Source organism: Pseudomonas sp. LTGT-11-2Z (assembly GCF_003691445.1).
GTDB classification, from domain to species: Bacteria; Pseudomonadota; Gammaproteobacteria; order Pseudomonadales; family Pseudomonadaceae; genus Aquipseudomonas; species Aquipseudomonas monteilii.
Genome location: NZ_CP033104.1, coordinates 5,282,401 through 5,301,140, shown reverse-complemented (window position 1 = coordinate 5,301,140; position 18,740 = coordinate 5,282,401). Strand labels below are relative to the sequence as shown.

Sequence of the window (18,740 nt, the reverse complement as noted above, 5' to 3'; positions counted from 1 at the left end):
AGCGGTGCAAGAAATTAACGGCCAAGGGTAGCGCTATCGGCCCCTTGTGCGCACCAGCCGCATGCGAAAGGCTGGCCGATGTGCTGCGCGCGTTGGGCCGGGTCGAGCACCCAGGGGCGTGCCTGCCACGGTGGCTGGTGGCGCAGGTGCTGGGTATGGCCACAGGACAGTTCGGCCACCCAGTGGCCTTCTTCGTCCTGGTGGAAGCCGGTGATCCGACTGATGGGCCGCTGCTCGTCCGCAGCACGTTCGCAATCGGACGATGGCTTCGTTACACTTGTGCGCTCTACATTCTTTTGCAAAAGGTCTTGCCCCATGCTGATCGCCGCCAACAAGGCTGTCTCCATCGACTATACCCTGACCAACGACGCCGGGGAGACCATCGACAGCTCCGCCGGTGGCGCGCCGCTGGTTTACCTGCACGGTGCCGGCAACATCATCCCGGGCCTGGAAAAAGCCCTGGAAGGCAAGCAGGCCGGTGATGAACTGAACGTTTCCATCGAGCCGGAAGACGCCTACGGCGAATACCTGGCCGAGCTGGTCAGCACCCTGAACCGCAGCCTGTTCGAAGGCGTCGACGAGCTGGAAGTGGGCATGCAGTTCCACGCTTCGGCGCCGGACGGCCAGATGCAGATCGTCACCATCCGCGACGTCGACGGCGACGACGTCACCGTTGACGGCAACCACCCGCTGGCCGGCCAGCGCCTGACCTTCCAGGTCAAGGTGGTCAACGTACGTGACGCCAGCGACGAAGAAATCGCTCACCGTCACATCCACGGTGAAGGTGGCCATCACCACTGATTTTCTGCGCTAAGCTCAGAAAGTCGCCAGGCGCTCGGGCAAGCCGATTTGCCTTCCTTCGGGAGGTGGACGGTTTGGACGAGCGCCTTTTTAGTGGGCGGAATTTGCCTGTGCGGCAACCGGGAACCTGAGAGGGGATGTCATCATGAGTGCATTTCACGACCTGAAACTGGACGCACTGAACGGCGGAGAGCTGCCCCTGGCCCCGTTCAAGGGCCAAGTGGTGCTGGTGGTCAACGTCGCTTCCAAGTGTGGGCTCACGCCGCAATACAAGGCCCTGGAAAACCTCTACCAGGTTTACAAGGACAAGGGCTTCAACGTGCTTGGCCTGCCGTGCAACCAGTTTGCCGGGCAGGAGCCAGGCAGCGAAAAGGAAATCCAGGATTTCTGCAGCCTCAACTATGGGGTGAGCTTCCCGCTGGGGGGCAAGCTGGAGGTCAACGGGCCGCAGCGCCATTCGCTATACCGCCTGCTGGCGGGTGAAGGAGCCGAGTTCCCGGGCGACATCACCTGGAATTTCGAGAAGTTTCTGGTGGGCAAGGATGGGCGGGTGCTGGCGCGCTTTTCACCGCGTACGGCGCCGGATGATCCGGCGGTGGTGCAGGCTATCGAGAAGGCGTTGGTTTGAAGGCGGCCTGCCGCGATATCTTCGGCGCCTGTGAGATCGAGCGCCGCCCGCGCGGCGCTAGATCTCACAGGCGCTGCACATATTGAGCAGAACGCCCAGTCGCAGTACCGGTTTGCTTGCAAGCACCATAGAGATACCCCTCAAACTGCTCGACAATCGCCGGCCACCCCTGACGGCTTGCATGCTGTCGCGCATTCAGGCGTACCCGGCGCAACGTTTCCTCCTCCTCCAGCAGCCAGCAAGTCGCATCCACAAACGCTGCCTGGTCCCCCGGCATGGCCAGTGCTCCGCTGTGGCCATGACGAATATGTTGCGCAGCGGCAGCCTCGTCATAGGCAACCACCGCCAACCCCGAGGCCATGGCTTCGAGCACCACATTGCCAAAGGTTTCAGTCAGGCTCGGGAACAGAAACAGGTCACCGCTGGCATAGTGCTCGGCCAGCACCTCACCTCGCTGTGCGCCACAGAACACCGCATCCGGCACCTGCTGTTGGAGTGCTGAACGCTGTGGCCCGTCACCCACTAGGATCAGGCGCAGGCGTTTCTGTGGATAAGTCTTCTGCAATGCCTCAAGGCACGGGCGCAGTAGCCCGAGGTTCTTTTCCACCGCCAGCCGCCCGACATGCAGCACGGCGATATCGTCCTGGCCTAGTCCCCAGCTCTCACGCAACGCCTGGCTGCGCCGGGCCGGGTTGAACAGGCAGGCATCGACCCCCCGGGCCAGCAGCTCCAGGCGTTCGAAGTCACGGCGCTCAAGCTCCAGGCGCTGGCTGAGGCTGGGCACCAGGGTGATCGCTGTACGCCGATGGAACCAGCGCAGGTAGTGGGTGAGCAGGCGCGCCAGCAAACCCAGGCCATATTGGCCGGAATACTGCGGGAAGTTGGTGTGAAAGCCACTGACCACCGCCACCCCCAGGCGCCGGGCTGCGCGCAGGGCACTGAGCCCCAGCGGGCCTTCGGTGGCGATGTACAGCACATCCGGGCGTTGCCGGCGCCAGCGGCGCATCAGCTTGTGCATCGACACCTCGCCCCACTGCAAGCCCGGGTAGCCGGGCAGGGCCCAGCCACGGCACAACATCAGGTTTGGGTCGTTGTGCGCCGGTGTTTCACCGGCCTGGCGCGGGCGTACCACCTCAACGTCGTGGCCGCGCTGACGCAGCCCTTCGCTGAGGCGGCCAAGGGTATTGGCCACACCGTTGATTTCGGGTGGGAAGGTTTCGCTGACCAGGGTAATGCGTAGGGCGGGTGTATTCATGACAAAAAGTTTCCGCCTGCTGGATTGCGCCAATGTGACGGCCATGTGACATCCAGATGACGCCCGACCGCCGGCGCTTGCGCCTTTTTGAATATTTCCTGGTGCGGCACTCAAGAAGGTACAGGCGGCAGCCGATGCAGATGCATTCGACTACGTAATGCGCTCCAGGAGAGCGATGATGTTCAACAACAAGCTCAAGCAAGAAATCCGGCAGCTGCGCGAAGACCTGATGTCCATCGAACAGGTCAAGAGTAGCCTCGACAGCGAGATGTTGGTACTTCAACTCGACCCTCAGGGACGGATCGAGATGGTCAACGGCAACTTCGAGAGCGAGATGCTCTACCGTGCCGAACAATTGCTTGGACGCAACATTGAGGACATCGTCCCCGCGCATGTGAAGTCGCTGGATTTCTACCAACGCATGAAAAGCGCGATCACCCGTGGCGAGCACCTGAACGGTGCCTTCCGCCTGCTGCGCGGCAATGGTCAGGAAGCCTGGCTGCGCTCGATCCTGCAGCCGGTCAAGAACAGCGAAGGGCGTATCAAGTACTTCACCCTGCATTCCAGCGACCTCACCCGCACCATCGAGACCTCGCGCGAGCATGAAAGCCTGATCAAGGCGTTGATGCGCTCGACTGCCGTTATCGAGTTTGACCTGGACGGCACCATCCTCACTGCCAATGACCGTTTCCTGGCCACCGTCGGCTATCGCCTGGAACAGATTCGCGGCAAGCACCACCGCATGTTCTGCGAGCCGGAAGAGGCCAATTCGGCCGGCTATCAGGCGTTCTGGGACAAGCTGCGCCGTGGCGAATACGTTGCCGAGCGCTTCAAGCGCATTGACGCCCACGGCCGGGTGATCTGGCTGGAGGCCTCGTACAACCCGATCTTCGACGCCCATGACGTGCTGTACAAAGTGGTCAAGTTCGCCACTGTGATTACCGACCAGGTCAATCAGGAACAGGCGGTGGCCGAGGCAGCAGATGTTGCCTACAACACCTCGCTGGGTACCGATGTCAGCGCCCAGAAGGCCACCGATGTGGTTACCCAGACCGTCAGCGTGATGCGCGGCCTGGAGGCCTCGATGCAGGAGGCGGCCGAGGGCATTCAGGCGCTGGATACCCAGTCGCGGGTAATCGGCTCCATCATCAAGACCATCAGCGACATCGCCGGGCAGACCAACCTGCTGGCGCTCAATGCCGCTATCGAGGCGGCCCGTGCCGGCGAACAGGGGCGGGGTTTTGCCGTGGTTGCCGACGAAGTGCGTCAACTGGCTTCGCGCACCAGCACCGCCACCGAGGAAATCGCCCGGGTGGTAAAGCAGAACGAGCAACTGGCGCAGGCGGCGGTGGCGATCATCGACACCAGCAAGCGCCAGGCCGAGCAGGGGCTGGCACTGGCTGACGAGACGGGCAGCGTGATTGTCGAGATCCAGGACGGGGCGAAACGGGTGGTGGATGTGGTGGGGCAGTTTTCCAGCCGGTTGGGGCAGTGAAGCCCCGGCCAGGCAAGGATTGATCTGATGGGGCGGGGGTCAGTTGCGCTCCCGCACCCAGAACAACGTAGCCCCGGCCACCGCCGCCGGCATCATCAGCACGTTCACCCCCGGGATCATCAACGCCAGGTAGGTAATCCCGCCAAAGCCCAGGCTCTGCCAGCGCTTGCTGCGCAGCCAGGCGAGCATGTCCTGCCAGCTCATCTTGTTGTTGTCGGCCGGGTAGTCGATGTACTGGATGGCCATCATCCATACCCCGAACATCAGCCACAGTGGTGCGGCCACCACGTTCACCACCGGGATGAATGACAGGATGAACAGGCCAATAGCCCGTGGCAGGAAGTAGCCCAGCTTGCGCATTTCGCGGCTGAAAGTGCGTGGCACCATGGCCACCAGCTCACCCCAGCTGAACGCGGGGAAGTTATCCTGGCCGCGCACCACCACCTCGACCTTTTCCGCCAAAAAGCCGTTGAACGGCGCGGCAATGATATTGGCCACCAGGGTGAAGGTGAAGAACACCATCAGCAGCAGCAAGGCCACGAACAGCGGCCAGAGGATGTAGCTGAGGAAGCTCAGCCAGTCCGGCAGCGTTGGCATGAGCGCGTCCAGCCACAGGCCGAACTGGTGGCCGGCGAAGTAGATCAGGCCACCGAACAGCAGCAGGTTGACCGCCAACGGCAGCAGCACGAACAACCGCAGGTTGGGGCTCAGCACCAGTTTCAGGCCTTCGCGCAGGTATTGGGGGCCAGAGAGGACAGGGGCTTGCATCGAGGTACTCCGCAGAGAAGGAAAACGCGCTGACCTTACCGAGTTTGCCGCGCCGACGGAAGGCGGGTTGCGGGCGGGAAACGGGATGTAACAAAAGCGCCGGGGGCGTATTTATCGATGAAATCGCAGCATAGACGATGCCTATGAGGTGGATTGTCTAAGGATATTTCCTTAATCTTTGCGACCTCGCTACAGTGCGCTCAACTTTCCGCTTTTCGGGCCTGCGCGTTGTAGCCTTCCCCAAGTGCTGCGTGGGTCCGTTTTAAATTTCCAGCTGGCGCAGCCGGTACACCGATGCCGGCCCGTGCGGCCCGCTCGACAGGAGTTCGACATGTCTGAAGTACGTCATTCGCGCGTCATCATTCTCGGTTCCGGCCCTGCCGGTTACAGCGCCGCAGTCTATGCTGCCCGCGCCAACCTCAAGCCGCTGCTGATCACCGGTATGCAGGCCGGTGGCCAGCTGACCACCACCACCGAAGTCGACAACTGGCCGGGCGACCCCCACGGCCTGACCGGCCCGGCCCTGATGCAGCGCATGCAAGAGCACGCCGAGCGTTTTGAAACCGAAATCGTCTTCGACCACATCAATGCCGTCGACCTGGCCAACAGGCCGTTCACCCTGCAGGGTGACAGCGGCAAGTACACCTGCGACGCACTGATCATCGCCACCGGTGCCAGCGCCCGTTACCTGGGCCTGCCGTCGGAAGAAACCTTCATGGGCAAGGGCGTTTCGGCCTGCGCTACCTGCGACGGTTTCTTCTACCGCAACAAGCCGGTCGCCGTGGTTGGCGGTGGCAACACTGCCGTGGAAGAGGCGCTGTACCTGGCCAACATCGCCAGCAAGGTGACCCTGGTACACCGTCGCGAAACCTTCCGCGCCGAGAAGATCCTGGTCGACAAGCTGAACGCTCGTGTGGCAGAAGGCAAGATCGAGCTCAAACTCAACGCCACCCTGGACGAAGTGCTGGGTGACAACATGGGCGTGACCGGTGCGCGCCTGAAGAACAACGACGGCAGCAGCGACGAAATCAAGGTCGACGGCGTGTTCATCGCCATTGGCCACACCCCGAACACCTCGCTGTTCGAAGGTCAGCTGACCCTGAAAGACGGCTACCTGGTGGTCAACGGCGGCCGTGAAGGCAACGCTACTGCCACCAACGTTGAGGGTGTGTTCGCTGCAGGTGACGTGGCTGACCACGTTTACCGCCAGGCAATCACCTCGGCGGGCGCTGGCTGCATGGCGGCTCTGGACGTAGAGCGTTATCTGGACGGCCTGGCCAACGCCTCGTTGTGATTGGATAACACCCCTAAAAAAACCGGCTGAAAAGCCGGTTTTTTATTGCCCGCAACCAGCTTACAGGCTTAAGCGCATCGACAGGTCAACCGCCTTCACATCCTTGGTCATGGCACCAATCGAGATGTAGTCCACGCCGGTTTCGGCAATCACACGCAGGGTCGTTTCGTTGACCCCACCGCTGGCCTCCAGCTTGGCCTTGCCCGCGTTGATGCGCACTGCTTCGCGCATTTCTTCAAGGTTCAGCTCATCAAGCATGATGATGTCCGCGCCAGCGGCCAGCGCCTCGCGCAGTTCATCCAGGCTTTCCACTTCGATCTCAACCGGCTTGCCTGGCGCAATACGGTGTGCAGCGGCCACGGCTTCGGCCACGCCGCCGCTGGCAGCGATGTGGTTTTCCTTGATCAGGAACGCGTCGTACAGGCCGATGCGGTGGTTGTCGCAGCCGCCACAGGTTACCGCGTACTTCTGCGCCAGGCGCAGGCCCGGCAGTGTTTTACGGGTGTCCAGCAGGCGCACCTGGGTGCCTTCCACCAGGTCGGCCAGGAAGCGCGCACGGGTGGCCACCCCCGACAGCATCTGTAGGAAGTTCAGCGCACTGCGCTCACCGCTCAGCAGCGAACGGGCCGGGCCTTCCAGGTGGAATAGCGGCTGGTTGGCAGTCGCCCGCTCACCGTCCGCCACCTGCCAGTGCACCGCCACGCGTGGGTCGAGCTGACGAAAAACGGCGTCGACCCAGGCGGTGCCGGCGATCACGCAGTCTTCGCGGGTGATGATGGTCGCCTTGGCGAGGCGCTCGGCCGGGATCAACTGCGCGGTGATATCGCCACTGCCGATGTCTTCCAACAGTGCACGGCGCACATTGGCTTCGATTTCAGCGGTCAGGTCGGCGAGGCGTAGGTTCGGCATGTTCGGCTCCACTAGCTAGATGCCCGCGATTATAGGGCAGGGGGCCGGTGTGTACAGCCGCCTTGGCGAAGTCCGTTGGTCGGGCATCGTGAGCCATTCAAGCCCATTCGGGTCATTCACCGGTCGGCGAAACGGCGCTGGCAGCGATGCGATTTTTTACCGATAATAGCGCCCAGTATTTGGCGTCATAGCTTTGACGATTATCAGCCCCTGTCGGGCAAGACACCCTGCAAGGAGTCCAGGATGCAGAAAGAAGGCAAGGTGGTGCCCTTGGCGGCTGCCATCGACCGAGGGGGGCGCACGCCTCTTCCTTGCCTTCCGGTATTGTTGCTGCAGGTGCGCGACAAGTCCGCCTTGCAGTTGCGTCAAGGCTTGCAGGACTTGTTCGACAACGCCGATGACACGCTCTTCGAAATGGCTGACAAGGCCTTCGACCGTTATGACCAGCATCTGTACTTCGAAGCCATGCGTGATCTGAGGCTCAAGCGCAAAAGCATCGAACGCGGCTTTCTTGATACCTTCCATGACACTTTCGCGCGCATCGGCCAGCCCGACCCGCTGGCGCATCTGGCCGAACCGGGCAGCTTGCGGAGCAAGGCCCAACGGGAACGGGCTGCGGCCATGGAAGGCATGGTTGCGCGGGTGCTGTCACGCGATGGTATTGGCCTGCAGCAACTGGGCCTGCGCTTGCAGGCGCTGCTCGATCGCCCCCTGCATGAGCAGCACAACCCGTTGGGCCCGGCCGCTTTGTGCGGGTACTTCCTGGACGCCGGGCGCAACCTGGGGGTTGGTTTACGGGTCAAGCTGGTGCTGCTCAAGCTGTTCGAGCGCTATGTGCTGCGTGATGCCGACATCCTCTATGCCGACGCCAACCAGCTGTTGGCCGCAGCCGGTGTACTGCCGGAGTTGCAGCCGGCACCGCGCCGGCGCGTCGAAGACAGGCGCTTGCGCACACGACGAGGGCCGTTGAGCCAAGGCCAGGACGTTGGGGCAGACGCGGCAGGGCAAGCGTATTTCGCCTCATTGCAAACCTTGCTGGCCCCGCTGCGCGGGCAGTTCGCACCGCGATTGCAGGCGGTGGCTGCTGCCCAGCCGATCAGCACGGCCGACCTGATACGCCTGCTGACGCACTTGCAACACTATGTACCCGCAACTCACGAGGCAGATGACTTCGAGCTCGGCCAGCAGCTTGAGCAACTGCTGTTGCGGGTCAGTGTGCGCAGCGGCACGCGCCGGCGCATCGCCGTGGACGATGAGGACGTGATCAACCTGGTCGGCCTGGTGTTCGCCTTCATCCAGCGTGATGACAACCTGCCCGCCAGCCTGCGCGCACTGCTTGCGCGCCTGCATATTCCCTTGCTCAAGGTAGCATTGCTGGACAAGGGGCTTTTCAGTCGGGCCAGCCACCCGGGGCGCCGGCTGATCAACGAGATTGCGGGCGCGGCCATTGGCTGGGCGTACGGCAGCGAAGGCCTGCGTGACAGCCTTCACCTGCGGGTAGAATGCACAGTCCAGCGCCTGCTCAATGATTTTGCCGAAGATGCTGGCCTGTTTGCCGAGCTTCTCGATGAGTTTCTTGCATCCAACCAAGAGGAACGGCGGCGCAACGAGCTGCTTGAACAGCGCACCCGCGATGCCGAAGAGGGGCGTGCCCGTGCCTTGCAGGCGCGGCACCAGGTGCAGCAGGTGCTCAACCAGCGCCTGCGCGGTCGGGTATTGCCCCTGGTGGTGGTGCAAATGCTGGTGCAAGCCTGGAGCCAGGTACTGCAGTTGGCCTGGCTGAAGCAGGGTGAAGCCTCCCAGGGCTGGCGCGATGCCCTGCAGACTGTGGATGCGCTACTGGCCAGCATCACCCCGGGGCATGAGCCGCAAGCACTTTTGCAGCAGGTGCCGGGCCTGCTCAAGGCGCTGCGCGATGGCCTGGCCAGCGTGGCGCTGGATTCGGCAGCAACCCGAGAATTCTTCCTGCAACTGGAGCAGTTGCACCTGCATGCCTGTGCGGGCACTGAGCTACCGGCTGGCCATGACAAGCCCTTTGCCGAAGTGCTGGTGGACGAGGACATCGTGCTGGCGATGGCCGAAGAACCGGCCTGTGCACCGCGGCAATTTGCCGATGGGAAGGCGGCAACGCTGCAGCACGTGCAGCGCTTGCGCATCGGCAGCTGGGTTGAAGTCATGGATGACGGCGAACCGCTGCGTTGCAAACTGGTGGCGCACGTCGGTAGTAACGACAGGCTGGTATTCGCCAACCGTACCGGCATGAAAGTGCGTGAGTGGAACAGCACCGCCCTGGCCCAGGCATTGCACCGAGGTGACGTACGGATGCTGGATGACGGTTTGTTGTTCGAGCGGGCGCTGGAGACGGTGCTCGATGGGTTGCGGCAACCTTGGGTGCAGTAGGCGGCAACATTACAATCATTCACATGCAAACGGTGTTGAGCGCAGGGCATACTGTTGACCTGTTCACGGCGTTTTCAGGATCTACCCCATGCAATTGGACCGTGCCACTGGCTGGTTTCACGGAACCGGAATCACCCACTGCCCCTCGCCGAACTTCAATGCCCGCCCTGAAGGCGAATCGATTTCCCTGCTGGTGATCCACAACATCAGTCTGCCGCCAGCCTGTTTTGGCACCGGCAAGGTCCAGCAGTTTTTCCAGAATCGCCTGGACCCCGATGAGCATCCTTACTTCGACAGCATCAAGCACCTGACCGTGTCGGCGCATCTGTTCGTCGAGCGTGACGGGGCGGTGACCCAGTTCGTGTCGTTGCTCGATCGCGCCTGGCACGCTGGCGTTTCGTGTTTTGACGGGCGTGAAGGCTGCAACGATTTCTCCATCGGTATCGAACTGGAAGGCACTGACGACCTGGCCTACACCGATGCCCAGTACGCCGTGCTGGAACGGCTTACCCGGCACATTCGTAGCGCCTGGCCGGCCATCGACCTGGGTCGCATCCAGGGCCACAGCGACATTGCTCCGCAACGCAAGACCGACCCCGGCCCGTCCTTCGATTGGCAGCGGTACCGCGAAGCGTTGTTGTACAAAGAGGACAAGGCATGAGTTTTCTGGTGTTGTTGCTGGCATTGTGGGTCGAGAAGTTCTCGGCCCTGCGCCACCGCGTGCAGCGCGACGGGTTCTTCCTTGGCGAACTGGTGCGCCTGGAGCGCAGCGGCAAAGTACACCCGTGGTGGACGCTGGCCATTCTGGTGCTGGCACCGGTAATGCTGCTGGTGTTGCTGCTGCATGTGCTGGAGCCGGTGGCGTATGGGCTGTTGGCCTTGCCGATGCACCTGCTGGTGCTGGTCTATAGCTTGGGCCGTGGTGATGCCAAGGCCTCGCTTGGGCCGTTCCGCGATGCCTGGCGGCGCGGTGATGACCAGGCGGCGCTGCATGTTGCAGAGCGTGACCTGGGCCTGGCCGCCGACGAGCCGCACAGCTTGCTGGTAAGGGTGCAGGGCAACCTGCTGTGGCAGGCGTACCAGGGCTTTTTCGCGGTGATCTTCTGGTATTTCGTGCTGGGGCCTGGGGCGGCGCTGGCTTATCGCCTGCTGGCGCTGTGCGGTGAGCACAGCAAGCAGCCTGCGCTGAAGGCGCGGGCCGAACAGCTGCGGCACATCATGGACTGGCTGCCGGTGCGGGTACTGGCGTTGAGCTTTGCCCTGGTGGGCAACTTCCTCTCGGTCACCCGGGTGATGTTGCACGAGGTGCTCAACTGGCACATCAGTGCCGGGCACCTGGTGGCCCGTGTCGGGCGCATTGCCGATGACATTCCCGACGATGAAGACAGCCAGCGTGGGTTGGGGCGGCTGGACAGCCTGTGGGAGCTGCTGCTGCGTTGTGCGGTGTTGTGGTATGCCGGGTTTGCGCTGTGGACAGTGCTGGTCTGAACTGAATTGGCTGGCCTCTTCGCGGGCGTGCCCGCGAAGAGGCCATGACAGGCAGCAAAACATCTACCAGCCAAACAACTCGCAAGCATTGCGGCTGCTAGCCTCAGCCAGCTCCCCGACATCAATCCCCATTACCTCGGCCAACGCCCCGGCAATCTCCGGCAAATGCTCCGGGCTGTTCCGCACCCCCGGGTACATCACCGGTGCCATATCTGGCGCATCAGTCTCCAGCACCACACTCTCCAGCGGCAGCCGCGCCAGGGTCTTGCGTAGCCGCAGTGCCTGTGGCCACGTCGCGGCACCGCCAAGCCCGAGCTTGAAGCCCAGCTTGATGTACTCGCGCGCCTCTTCGTAGCTGCCGGCAAACGCATGGATCACCCCCGCTCGCACCGGTTTGTAGCGCTTGAGCGTGGCAACCACCCGCGCATGGCTGCGGCGTACATGCAACAGCGCAGGCAGTTCGAAGTCGCAGGCCATCTGCAGTTGCGCTTCAAACAGGTCCTGCTGGCGGGTTTTGTCCAGGTCTTCAAGGTAGTAGTCCAGGCCAAATTCACCCACGGCGCACAGCCGCGTATCGCCGTGCAGGCGTGCCAGCCATTCGCGCAACTGAACGAGGTGCTCCGGGCGGTGCTGGTCGAGGTAGACCGGGTGCAGGCCGAGTGCCGCGAACAGGCGCTGATCGGTGCAGGCCAGGTCCCACACCCGTTGGAAATTCGCCTGGTACACCCCCAGCACTACCATACGTTCCACCCCACGCGCCGCCGCATTGGCCAGCAGGCGCGGGCGATCGGCGTCGAAGTCGGGGAAGTCCAGGTGGGTGTGGGTGTCGATCAGGCGCATGGTCAGGCTGCAGTGATGCGCTGCTTGAAGGTACGACCAACGGCATGCACACCCGGCTCGTAGCGCTTTTCCTCGATGGCGGCCAGCGCCAGCTCCAGCGCGGTGGCGGCAATCAGGCCATGCTGCTGGGCCATGGCATTGACCGGCAGCGGCAGGAAGTCGAGCAACTGGTTGTCGCCAAAGGTGCCCAGCTGCAGCTGGCGCGAATCGGCAGGGCGAGCCTGCAGGGTATCGAACACCCCTTGCAGCAGTACGTACGAGGTGGTCACCAAGGCATCCGGCAGGCCGCCCAGGTCGTCGATCAGCTGCTGCATCAGGCGCTGGCCGCACTCGCGGCTGAACGCTTCACCCTGATAGCGGCGCACTTCACCGGCATAGCCTTGCAGCGCTTCGTCGAAGCCGCCGGCACGCGCCTGGCTGACAGACAGCTCAGGGCGGGCGCCGATCAGGGCAATGCTGCGCGGGGCGGCACTGAGCAGGCTGGCGGCCAGTTGGCGGCTGGCATCACGGTCGTCGCTGATCACCGAGCAGAAGTGCGCAGGGTCCAGGCGGCGGTCGATGGCGATCACCGGCAGGCCTTTGTCCTGCAAGTCACGGTAGCTGTCGTCTTCCGGTGGCAGGCAGCTGGCGACGAACAGCGCGTCGCAGCGGCGGGCACGGAACAATTGCTGCAGCTGGCGCTCGCTGTCGGGCTGGTCGTCGCTGCTGGCGATCAGCAACTGGTAGCCACGGGCGCGGGCGCCTTGCTCCAGTTGCTTGGCAATGCGGGCGTAGCTGGGGTTCTCCAGATCCGGGAGAATGAAGCCCAGGGTGCGGGTGTGCCGGCTGCGCAGGCCAGCGGCCTGAGGGTTTGGGGTAAAGCCATGGGCTTCGACCACTGCACGCACGCGCTCGACGGTGGTGTTGCTGATGCGCTGCTGTTCAGCCTTGCCGTTGATGACATAGCTGGCTGTGGTCACGGACACACCGGCCAGGCGGGCGATATCGCTGAGTTTCACCGAATTTTCCTTGTTATTTCCGGGGCTGGCTGTAAGGCCGGACCGGGCATTTTGACCCAGCGCAGGCATCACGCGCAGACGACCATTGTCGCAATTGTCCGACAGGATGGGGCTTTTTACCGGGCAGATTATCGAGTAACGTGGCCGTCTGGTCAGATTAAACGTTTCAGCCGCCGAATTTTCTGCCTCGGCCGCCATCTGTGCAAGGCTGTTGAACTGGCCCTTCATGTGAATTTCACAACAATACTCCAGTACCCGACCGGGAACTGCAAAAGGAGAAGGTCATGCTCGAGCTCGCCAAGGAGCAGATAGCCATGGGCCAGACGGCCGCCGACAAGGCCGAGGCTTTGTGCCTGCTGGCGGACTGTTTGGTCGCTGACGGCCTGGTCGCCGAGGGTTACCTTCAAGGGCTGCAGGCCCGTGAGGCCCAAGGCTCAACGTTCCTTGGCCAGGGCATCGCCATCCCCCATGGCACGCCACAAACCCGCGATCTAGTGCATGCCACCGGCGTGCGCCTGTTGCAGTTTCCCGAGGGCGTAGACTGGGGTGATGGGCAAATGGTCTACCTGGCCATTGGCATTGCTGCACGCTCCGATGAACACCTGCGCCTGCTGCAGCTGCTCACCCGTGCCCTGGGTGAGACCGACCTGGCCGAAGCACTACGCCGGGCCAGCTCTGCCGAAGCGCTGCTCAAGTTGCTGCAAGGTGCGCCTCAGGAACTGGCGCTGGATGCGCAGTTGGTCGGCCTGAACGTTCCCGCTGAGGATTTCGACGAACTGGCCTGGCGGGGTGCCCGCCTGCTGCAGCGTGCCGACTGTGTCGACAGCGGTTTTGCCGCCGTGCTGCAGCAGGCCGAGCCGCTGCCATTGGGCGAGGGCCTGTGGTGGCTGCACAGCGAGCGTCAGGTGCGCCAACCGGGCCTGGCCTTCATCACCCCGCAGCAGCCACTGCGTTACCGTGACCAGCCGCTCAACGGCCTGTTCTGCCTGGCCAGCCTCGGCGCTGCCCACCAGGCCTTGCTTGAGCGCCTGTGCGAAGTGCTGATCGAGGGGCGTGGGCAAATGCTCTACCAGGCCACCAGCAGCCGTGCGGTACTGGAAGTGCTGGGGGGCGAGGCGCCATCAGATTGGCCCAGTGCGCGCATCGTGCTGGCCAACCCGCATGGCTTGCATGCGCGCCCGGCCAAGGTGCTGGCGCAACTGGCCAAAGGCTTCGAGGGCGAGCTCCGCGTGCGCGTGGTTGACAGTGCGCAGCCGGCGGTGTCAGTGAAGAGCCTGAGCAAGCTGCTCAGCCTCGGCGCTCGCCGTGGCCAGACGCTGGAGTTGGTGGCCGAACCGGGCATCGCCGCCGATGCCTTGCCGGTGCTGCTGGCGGCCATCGAACAGGGCCTGGGCGAAGAGGTAGAGCCGCTGGCGCAACGTGCAACACCCGTTGCCAGCGTTGCGGCCGACGTGCTGCAAGCCCCCGTGGCCGGTAGCCGTATCCAGGGCGTGGGCGCTGCCCCCGGCATTGCCAGCGGCCCGGCGCATGTGTGTGTCGAGCGTGAGTTCGATTATCCGCTACGTGGCGAATCCAGTGCTCTGGAGCGGCAAAAGCTGCGTCAGGCCATAGCGGCGGTGGACAGCGATCTGCAGGCTTTGGTCAAGCGTAGCGACAAAGCCATTGGCGAGATCTTCGTCACCCACCAGGAAATGCTCGCCGACCCGGCCCTGACCGACGATGTCGAACAACGCCTTGCCCAAGGCGAAAGTGCTGCGGCAGCCTGGATGGCGGTAATAGAAGCCGCAGCCCGTCAGCAAGAGGCGTTGCACGATGCCTTGCTGGCCGAACGCGCTGCCGACCTGCGCGACATCGGCCGCCGCGTGCTGGCGCAATTGTGCGGTGTGCAGGCCCAGGTTGAGCCGGAGCAACCTTACGTACTGGTGATGACCGAAGTCGGCCCGTCCGATGTGGCGCGGCTGGACCCAAGCCGGGTCGCCGGCATCGTTACCGCTCAAGGAGGCGCCACTGCCCACAGTGCCATCGTCGCCCGTGCGCTGGGCATTCCTGCAGTGGTTGGCGCGGGGGCAGCGGTCCTGCTGCTTGAGTCCGGCACGCCGCTGTTGCTCGATGGCCAGCGCGGCGTGGTCAACGTGGCGCCGCCGAAAGAAGAATTGCAACGCGCCCTGGCCGAGCGTGATGCCCGCGAGCAACGCCTGCAGGCCGCCTGGGCCAATCGCCTCGAACCCGCCGTGACCCGTGATGGCCACGCTGTCGAGGTGTTCGCCAACATTGGGGACAGCAACGGCATCGCCAAGGTGGTGGAGCAGGGCGCCGAAGGCGTCGGCCTGCTACGCACCGAACTGATTTTCATGGCACACCCCCAGGCCCCGGACGTGGCGACCCAGGAAGCCGAGTACCGCCGCGTGCTCGATGGCCTGGACGGGCGCCCGTTGGTGGTGCGCACCCTCGATGTCGGCGGTGACAAGCCGCTGCCGTACTGGCCGATCGCCGCCGAAGAAAACCCTTTCCTTGGCGTGCGCGGCGTACGCCTGACCTTGCAGCGCCCACAGATCATGGAAGACCAACTGCGTGCCTTGTTGCAGGCTGCCGACAATCGCCCGCTGCGAATCATGTTCCCAATGGTTGGCCAGGTACACGAGTGGCGCGAGGCGCGGGCCATGGTCGAGCGCTTGCGTGCAGAAACTCCCGTGGCCGACTTGCAACTGGGCATCATGGTCGAAGTGCCCTCGGCGGCCTTGCTGGCGCCGCAACTGGCGCGTGAAGTGGACTTCTTCAGCATCGGCACCAACGACCTGACCCAATACACCCTGGCCATCGACCGTGGCCACCCAAGCCTTTCGGCCCAGGCCGATGGCCTGCACCCGGCCGTGCTCAGCCTGATCGACATGACCGTGCGCGCCGCCCATGCCCATGGCAAGTGGGTAGGCGTGTGCGGCGAGTTGGCGGCCGACCCGCAGGCGGTGCCTGTGCTGCTGGGGCTGGACGTTGACGAGCTCAGCGTGTCTGCGCGCAGCATCGCCGAAGTCAAGGCTCTGGTTCGCCAGGCCGATCACCAGACGGCCCGCGCCCTGGCGCGCGAGGCCCTGCAACAAGACAGCGCTGCGGCGGTTCGCGCGCTGGTGGAGCGTTCCTGAATGGCCAAGATCCTCACCCTCACCCTGAACCCGGCGCTGGATATCACCATCGGCCTGGACACCCTGCGCCCGGGGCAAGTCAACCGCAGCCAGGTACAACAAAGCCACGCAGCGGGTAAAGGGCTGAACGTTGCCCAGGTATTGGCCGACCTGGGGCACAGCGTGACCGTCGGCGGCTTTCTCGGGCAGGACAACCTGCAGCCGTTCGAAGCACTGATCCAGTGGCGAGGCTTTGCCGACTGCTTTGTTCGCGTGCCGGGCGAAACCCGCAGCAACATCAAGCTGGTCGAGGCCGATGGCCGCGTCACCGATATCAACGGCCAGGGCCCAGAGGTCGATGAGGCGGCGCGTAGTGCGTTGCTGCGCCGCCTGGAACAGGTCGCCCCAGGCCATGATGCGGTGGTGGTGGCCGGTAGCCTGCCGCGTGGCATCAGTGCCGAATGGTTCCGCCAGTTGCTTGACCAACTGAAGGCCCAAGGCCTCAGGGTAGCCCTGGACAGCAGCGGCGAAGCCTTGCGTGCGGGCCTGCAAAGCGCGCCTTGGCTGGTAAAGCCCAATACCGAAGAGTTGGGCGAGGTACTCGGCCTGGCTGTGGATAACCCGGCGCAGCAACGTGCAGCCGCCGAGCACCTGCTGGCCAGCGGCGTCGAACATGTGGTGGTGTCTGCAGGTGAGCAAGGGGTCAGCTGGTTCGCCCGCGATCTGGCCGTACACGCAAGCCCACCCAAGGTGCGGGTCGCCAGCACGGTGGGGGCGGGGGATTCGCTGGTAGCCGGCATGGTCCATGGCCTGCTGCAGGGCGAGCTGCCTGCGCAGACGTTGACCCGTGCCACCGCGATTGCCGCCCAGGCCGTCACCCAGGTTGGCTTCGGCATCCGTGACCGCGAGCAACTGGCGCGTCTGGAAGCGGCCGTGCAACTGACAGAACAACAAGAGGGTTGCCGATGAACATTGCCATTGTCACCGCCTGCCCCAACGGCCAGGTGTCGAGTGTGCTGAGCGCACGTTTGTTGTCCGCCGCTGCCCAGCGGCGTGGCTGGAGTACCAGCGTCGAAGTGCAGGAAGCTGGGCACCCCGAGCGGCAACTGAGTGCGCAGCAGATCGCCGAGGCCGACTGGGTGCTGGTAGTCAGCACTGGCGCAGTGGACCTGGCCCGCTTCGTCGGCAAGCGCGTGTACCAGAGCACACCCTCCCAGGCGCTGGCCGACCGTGAAGGCTTCCTCGATGAGGCAGCAGCCAATGCCCAGCCGTTGGTGGCGGCATCAGACGCCCCAGTCGCTGTTGGCGGCGCTGTCACGCGAATCGTTGCGGTCACTGCTTGCCCGACCGGCGTCGCGCACACATTCATGGCCGCAGAAGCCTTGCAGCAAGCGGCACAACAGATGGGCTACCAACTCACGGTCGAAACCCAGGGTTCGGTCGGGGCGCGCAATCCCTTGTCAGCCGAGGCCATCGCAGAGGCGGATGTGGTGCTGCTGGCCGCTGACATCGAAGTGCCTACTGCGCGGTTTGCCGGCAAACGGATCTACCGTTGTGGCACTGGCATCGCCCTCAAGCAAGCCCGCGCCACGCTGGACAAGGCCCTGGTCGAAGCCAAAGTGCAAAGCAGCGCCGATGCCGCAGCGGCTGCCAGTACGACAAAGGGCGAGAAGACCGGTGTGTACAAGCACCTGCTGACCGGGGTGTCGTTCATGCTGCCCATGGTGGTGGCCGGTGGGCTGCTGATTGCCCTGTCGTTCGTGTTCGGCATCGAGGCGTATAAAGAACCGGGCACCTTGCCGGCGGCGTTGATGCAGATCGGCGGCGAGGCCGCGTTCAAGTTGATGGTACCGCTGCTGGCGGGCTATATCGCCTGGTCCATCGCCGACCGCCCGGGGCTTGCGCCGGGCATGATCGGTGGCCTGCTGGCCAGCACCTTGGGGGCCGGTTTCATCGGTGGCATCGTCGCAGCCTTTCTTGCCGGTTACAGCGCCAAGGCCATTGCCCGCTGGGCGCGTCTGCCCACCAGCCTGGAAGCGCTGAAGCCGATCCTGATCATTCCGCTGCTGGCCAGCCTGTTCACCGGCCTAGTGATGATTTACGTGGTGGGCCAGCCGGTGGCGGCCATGCTCGAAGGGCTTACGCACTTCCTCGACAGCATGGGCACCACCAATGCCATCCTGTTGGGGCTGTTGCTGGGAGGCATGATGTGCGTCGACCTTGGCGGGCCGATCAACAAGGCCGCCTATGCCTTCTCGGTGGGGTTGCTGGCGTCGTCGAGCTACGCACCGATGGCGGCGACCATGGCCGCCGGCATGGTGCCGCCTATAGGCCTTGGTATCGCCACTTTCCTGGCCCGGCGCAAATTCGCCCAGAGCGAGCGCGAGGCAGGCAAGGCGGCGTTGGCGCTGGGGCTGTGCTTCATCTCCGAAGGGGCGATCCCGTTTGCAGCCAAAGACCCGCTGCGGGTGATTCCGGCCAGTGTCGTGGGTGGCGCATTGACCGGGGCGCTGTCGATGTACTTCGGCTGCAAGCTGATGGCGCCCCATGGCGGCTTGTTCGTGCTACTGATTCCCAATGCGATCAACCATGCACTGCTTTACCTGCTGGCGATTGTGGCGGGTAGCCTGGTGACGGCGGTGGTGTATGCGGTGATCAAGAAGAGCGAGCGGGTGGAGTTGGCGGTGGCACCCGTAAAAGGCTAGAGACTTCTGGAGGCATTACTGGCCTCTTCGCGGGCTTGCCCGC

Annotated in this window: 16 protein-coding genes and 1 pseudogene; 11 read left to right on the top strand and 6 right to left on the bottom strand. The window is 63.7% G+C overall.

Annotated features, from left to right (window positions below; all coding sequences use genetic code 11):
* Positions 1 to 14: 14 nt before the first annotated feature.
* Positions 15 to 317: a DUF3565 domain-containing protein gene (locus D8767_RS24950; protein WP_025754816.1), complete on the bottom strand. Its 303-nt coding sequence runs from the start codon at positions 315 to 317 to the stop codon at positions 15 to 17.
* Between D8767_RS24950 and D8767_RS24945 the strand changes: the two genes are divergently transcribed.
* Together D8767_RS24945 and D8767_RS24940 are read left to right on the top strand one after the other, a co-directional pair.
* A complete protein-coding gene (locus D8767_RS24945) occupies positions 316 to 801 on the top strand; it encodes a peptidylprolyl isomerase (protein ID WP_016713271.1) in 486 nt (161 codons plus the stop codon). The two genes, D8767_RS24950 and D8767_RS24945, sit on opposite strands and share 2 nt — an antisense overlap.
* Before the next feature lie 145 nt (positions 802 to 946).
* Entirely contained in the window at positions 947 to 1,429 is a 483-nt protein-coding gene (locus D8767_RS24940; protein WP_016713270.1) for a glutathione peroxidase, read from the top strand.
* A 64-nt stretch (positions 1,430 to 1,493) separates the two neighbouring features.
* Here the strand turns inward: D8767_RS24940 and D8767_RS24935 are convergent, their stop codons facing one another.
* Positions 1,494 to 2,684, bottom strand: a complete 1,191-nt coding sequence (locus tag D8767_RS24935) for a glycosyltransferase family 1 protein (RefSeq protein ID WP_016713269.1) — start codon at positions 2,682 to 2,684, stop codon at positions 1,494 to 1,496.
* 157 nt (positions 2,685 to 2,841) lie between these two features.
* Here D8767_RS24935 and D8767_RS29795 point away from each other — a divergent pair.
* A pseudogene (locus D8767_RS29795) lies at positions 2,842 to 3,591 on the top strand (PAS domain-containing protein); the annotation flags it as partial.
* 156 nt (positions 3,592 to 3,747) lie between these two features.
* A complete protein-coding gene (locus tag D8767_RS29790) occupies positions 3,748 to 4,179 on the top strand; it encodes a methyl-accepting chemotaxis protein (protein ID WP_371105378.1) in 432 nt (143 codons plus the stop codon).
* Between the two features lie 39 nt (positions 4,180 to 4,218).
* Here D8767_RS29790 and cysZ read toward each other — a convergent pair whose 3' ends face one another.
* Positions 4,219 to 4,947 (bottom strand): sulfate transporter CysZ, encoded by a 729-nt coding sequence (gene cysZ, locus D8767_RS24925; RefSeq protein ID WP_016713267.1) that lies wholly within the window; start codon positions 4,945 to 4,947, stop codon positions 4,219 to 4,221.
* 331 nt (positions 4,948 to 5,278) lie between these two features.
* Here cysZ and trxB point away from each other — a divergent pair, with 331 nt between their 5' ends.
* Complete coding sequence (trxB, locus tag D8767_RS24920) at positions 5,279 to 6,241, top strand: thioredoxin-disulfide reductase (RefSeq protein WP_016713266.1); 963 nt, start codon at positions 5,279 to 5,281, stop codon at positions 6,239 to 6,241.
* A gap of 60 nt (positions 6,242 to 6,301) precedes the next feature.
* Here trxB and nadC read toward each other — a convergent pair whose 3' ends face one another.
* The gene (gene nadC, locus D8767_RS24915; protein ID WP_016713265.1) at positions 6,302 to 7,150 is read right to left on the bottom strand and encodes a carboxylating nicotinate-nucleotide diphosphorylase; all 849 of its coding nucleotides are present in this window, start codon (positions 7,148 to 7,150) and stop codon (positions 6,302 to 6,304) included.
* Between the two features lie 243 nt (positions 7,151 to 7,393).
* On the opposite strand from nadC, the gene D8767_RS24910 reads away from it, so the two are divergent.
* From D8767_RS24910 to ampE, 3 genes are all read left to right on the top strand, one after another.
* A complete protein-coding gene (locus tag D8767_RS24910) occupies positions 7,394 to 9,550 on the top strand; it encodes a DUF1631 domain-containing protein (RefSeq protein ID WP_016713264.1) in 2,157 nt (718 codons plus the stop codon).
* A gap of 88 nt (positions 9,551 to 9,638) precedes the next feature.
* Positions 9,639 to 10,211, top strand: a complete 573-nt coding sequence (ampD, locus tag D8767_RS24905) for a 1,6-anhydro-N-acetylmuramyl-L-alanine amidase AmpD (protein ID WP_016713263.1) — start codon at positions 9,639 to 9,641, stop codon at positions 10,209 to 10,211.
* Positions 10,208 to 11,038 carry a regulatory signaling modulator protein AmpE gene (gene ampE / locus D8767_RS24900; protein ID WP_016713262.1) on the top strand — a complete coding sequence of 277 codons (831 nt, stop codon included), beginning with the start codon at positions 10,208 to 10,210 and terminating at the stop codon, positions 11,036 to 11,038. The genes ampD and ampE overlap by 4 nt, the downstream gene beginning before the upstream one ends.
* Before the next feature lie 63 nt (positions 11,039 to 11,101).
* Here the strand turns inward: ampE and D8767_RS24895 are convergent, their stop codons facing one another.
* Together D8767_RS24895 and cra are read right to left on the bottom strand one after the other, a co-directional pair.
* Entirely contained in the window at positions 11,102 to 11,878 is a 777-nt protein-coding gene (locus D8767_RS24895) for a TatD family hydrolase (RefSeq protein WP_016713261.1), read from the bottom strand.
* Between the two features lie 2 nt (positions 11,879 to 11,880).
* On the bottom strand, positions 11,881 to 12,876 hold the full coding sequence (cra, locus tag D8767_RS24890; RefSeq protein WP_028699510.1) for a catabolite repressor/activator: 996 nt from the start codon (positions 12,874 to 12,876) through the stop codon (positions 11,881 to 11,883).
* Positions 12,877 to 13,160: 284 nt separating this feature from the next.
* Between cra and ptsP the strand changes: the two genes are divergently transcribed.
* From ptsP to D8767_RS24875, 3 genes are read left to right on the top strand one after another with little or no spacing between them, the layout of a single operon-like run.
* Positions 13,161 to 16,013, top strand: coding sequence for a phosphoenolpyruvate--protein phosphotransferase (gene ptsP / locus D8767_RS24885; RefSeq protein ID WP_016713259.1), 2,853 nt, complete (start codon positions 13,161 to 13,163; stop codon positions 16,011 to 16,013).
* Complete coding sequence (pfkB, locus tag D8767_RS24880; protein WP_016713258.1) at positions 16,014 to 16,961, top strand: 1-phosphofructokinase; 948 nt, start codon at positions 16,014 to 16,016, stop codon at positions 16,959 to 16,961. It abuts the gene before it with no gap.
* Entirely contained in the window at positions 16,958 to 18,697 is a 1,740-nt protein-coding gene (locus tag D8767_RS24875; RefSeq protein WP_122048448.1) for a PTS fructose-like transporter subunit IIB, read from the top strand. The genes pfkB and D8767_RS24875 overlap by 4 nt, the downstream gene beginning before the upstream one ends.
* The last annotated feature ends 43 nt before the right edge of the window (positions 18,698 to 18,740 follow it).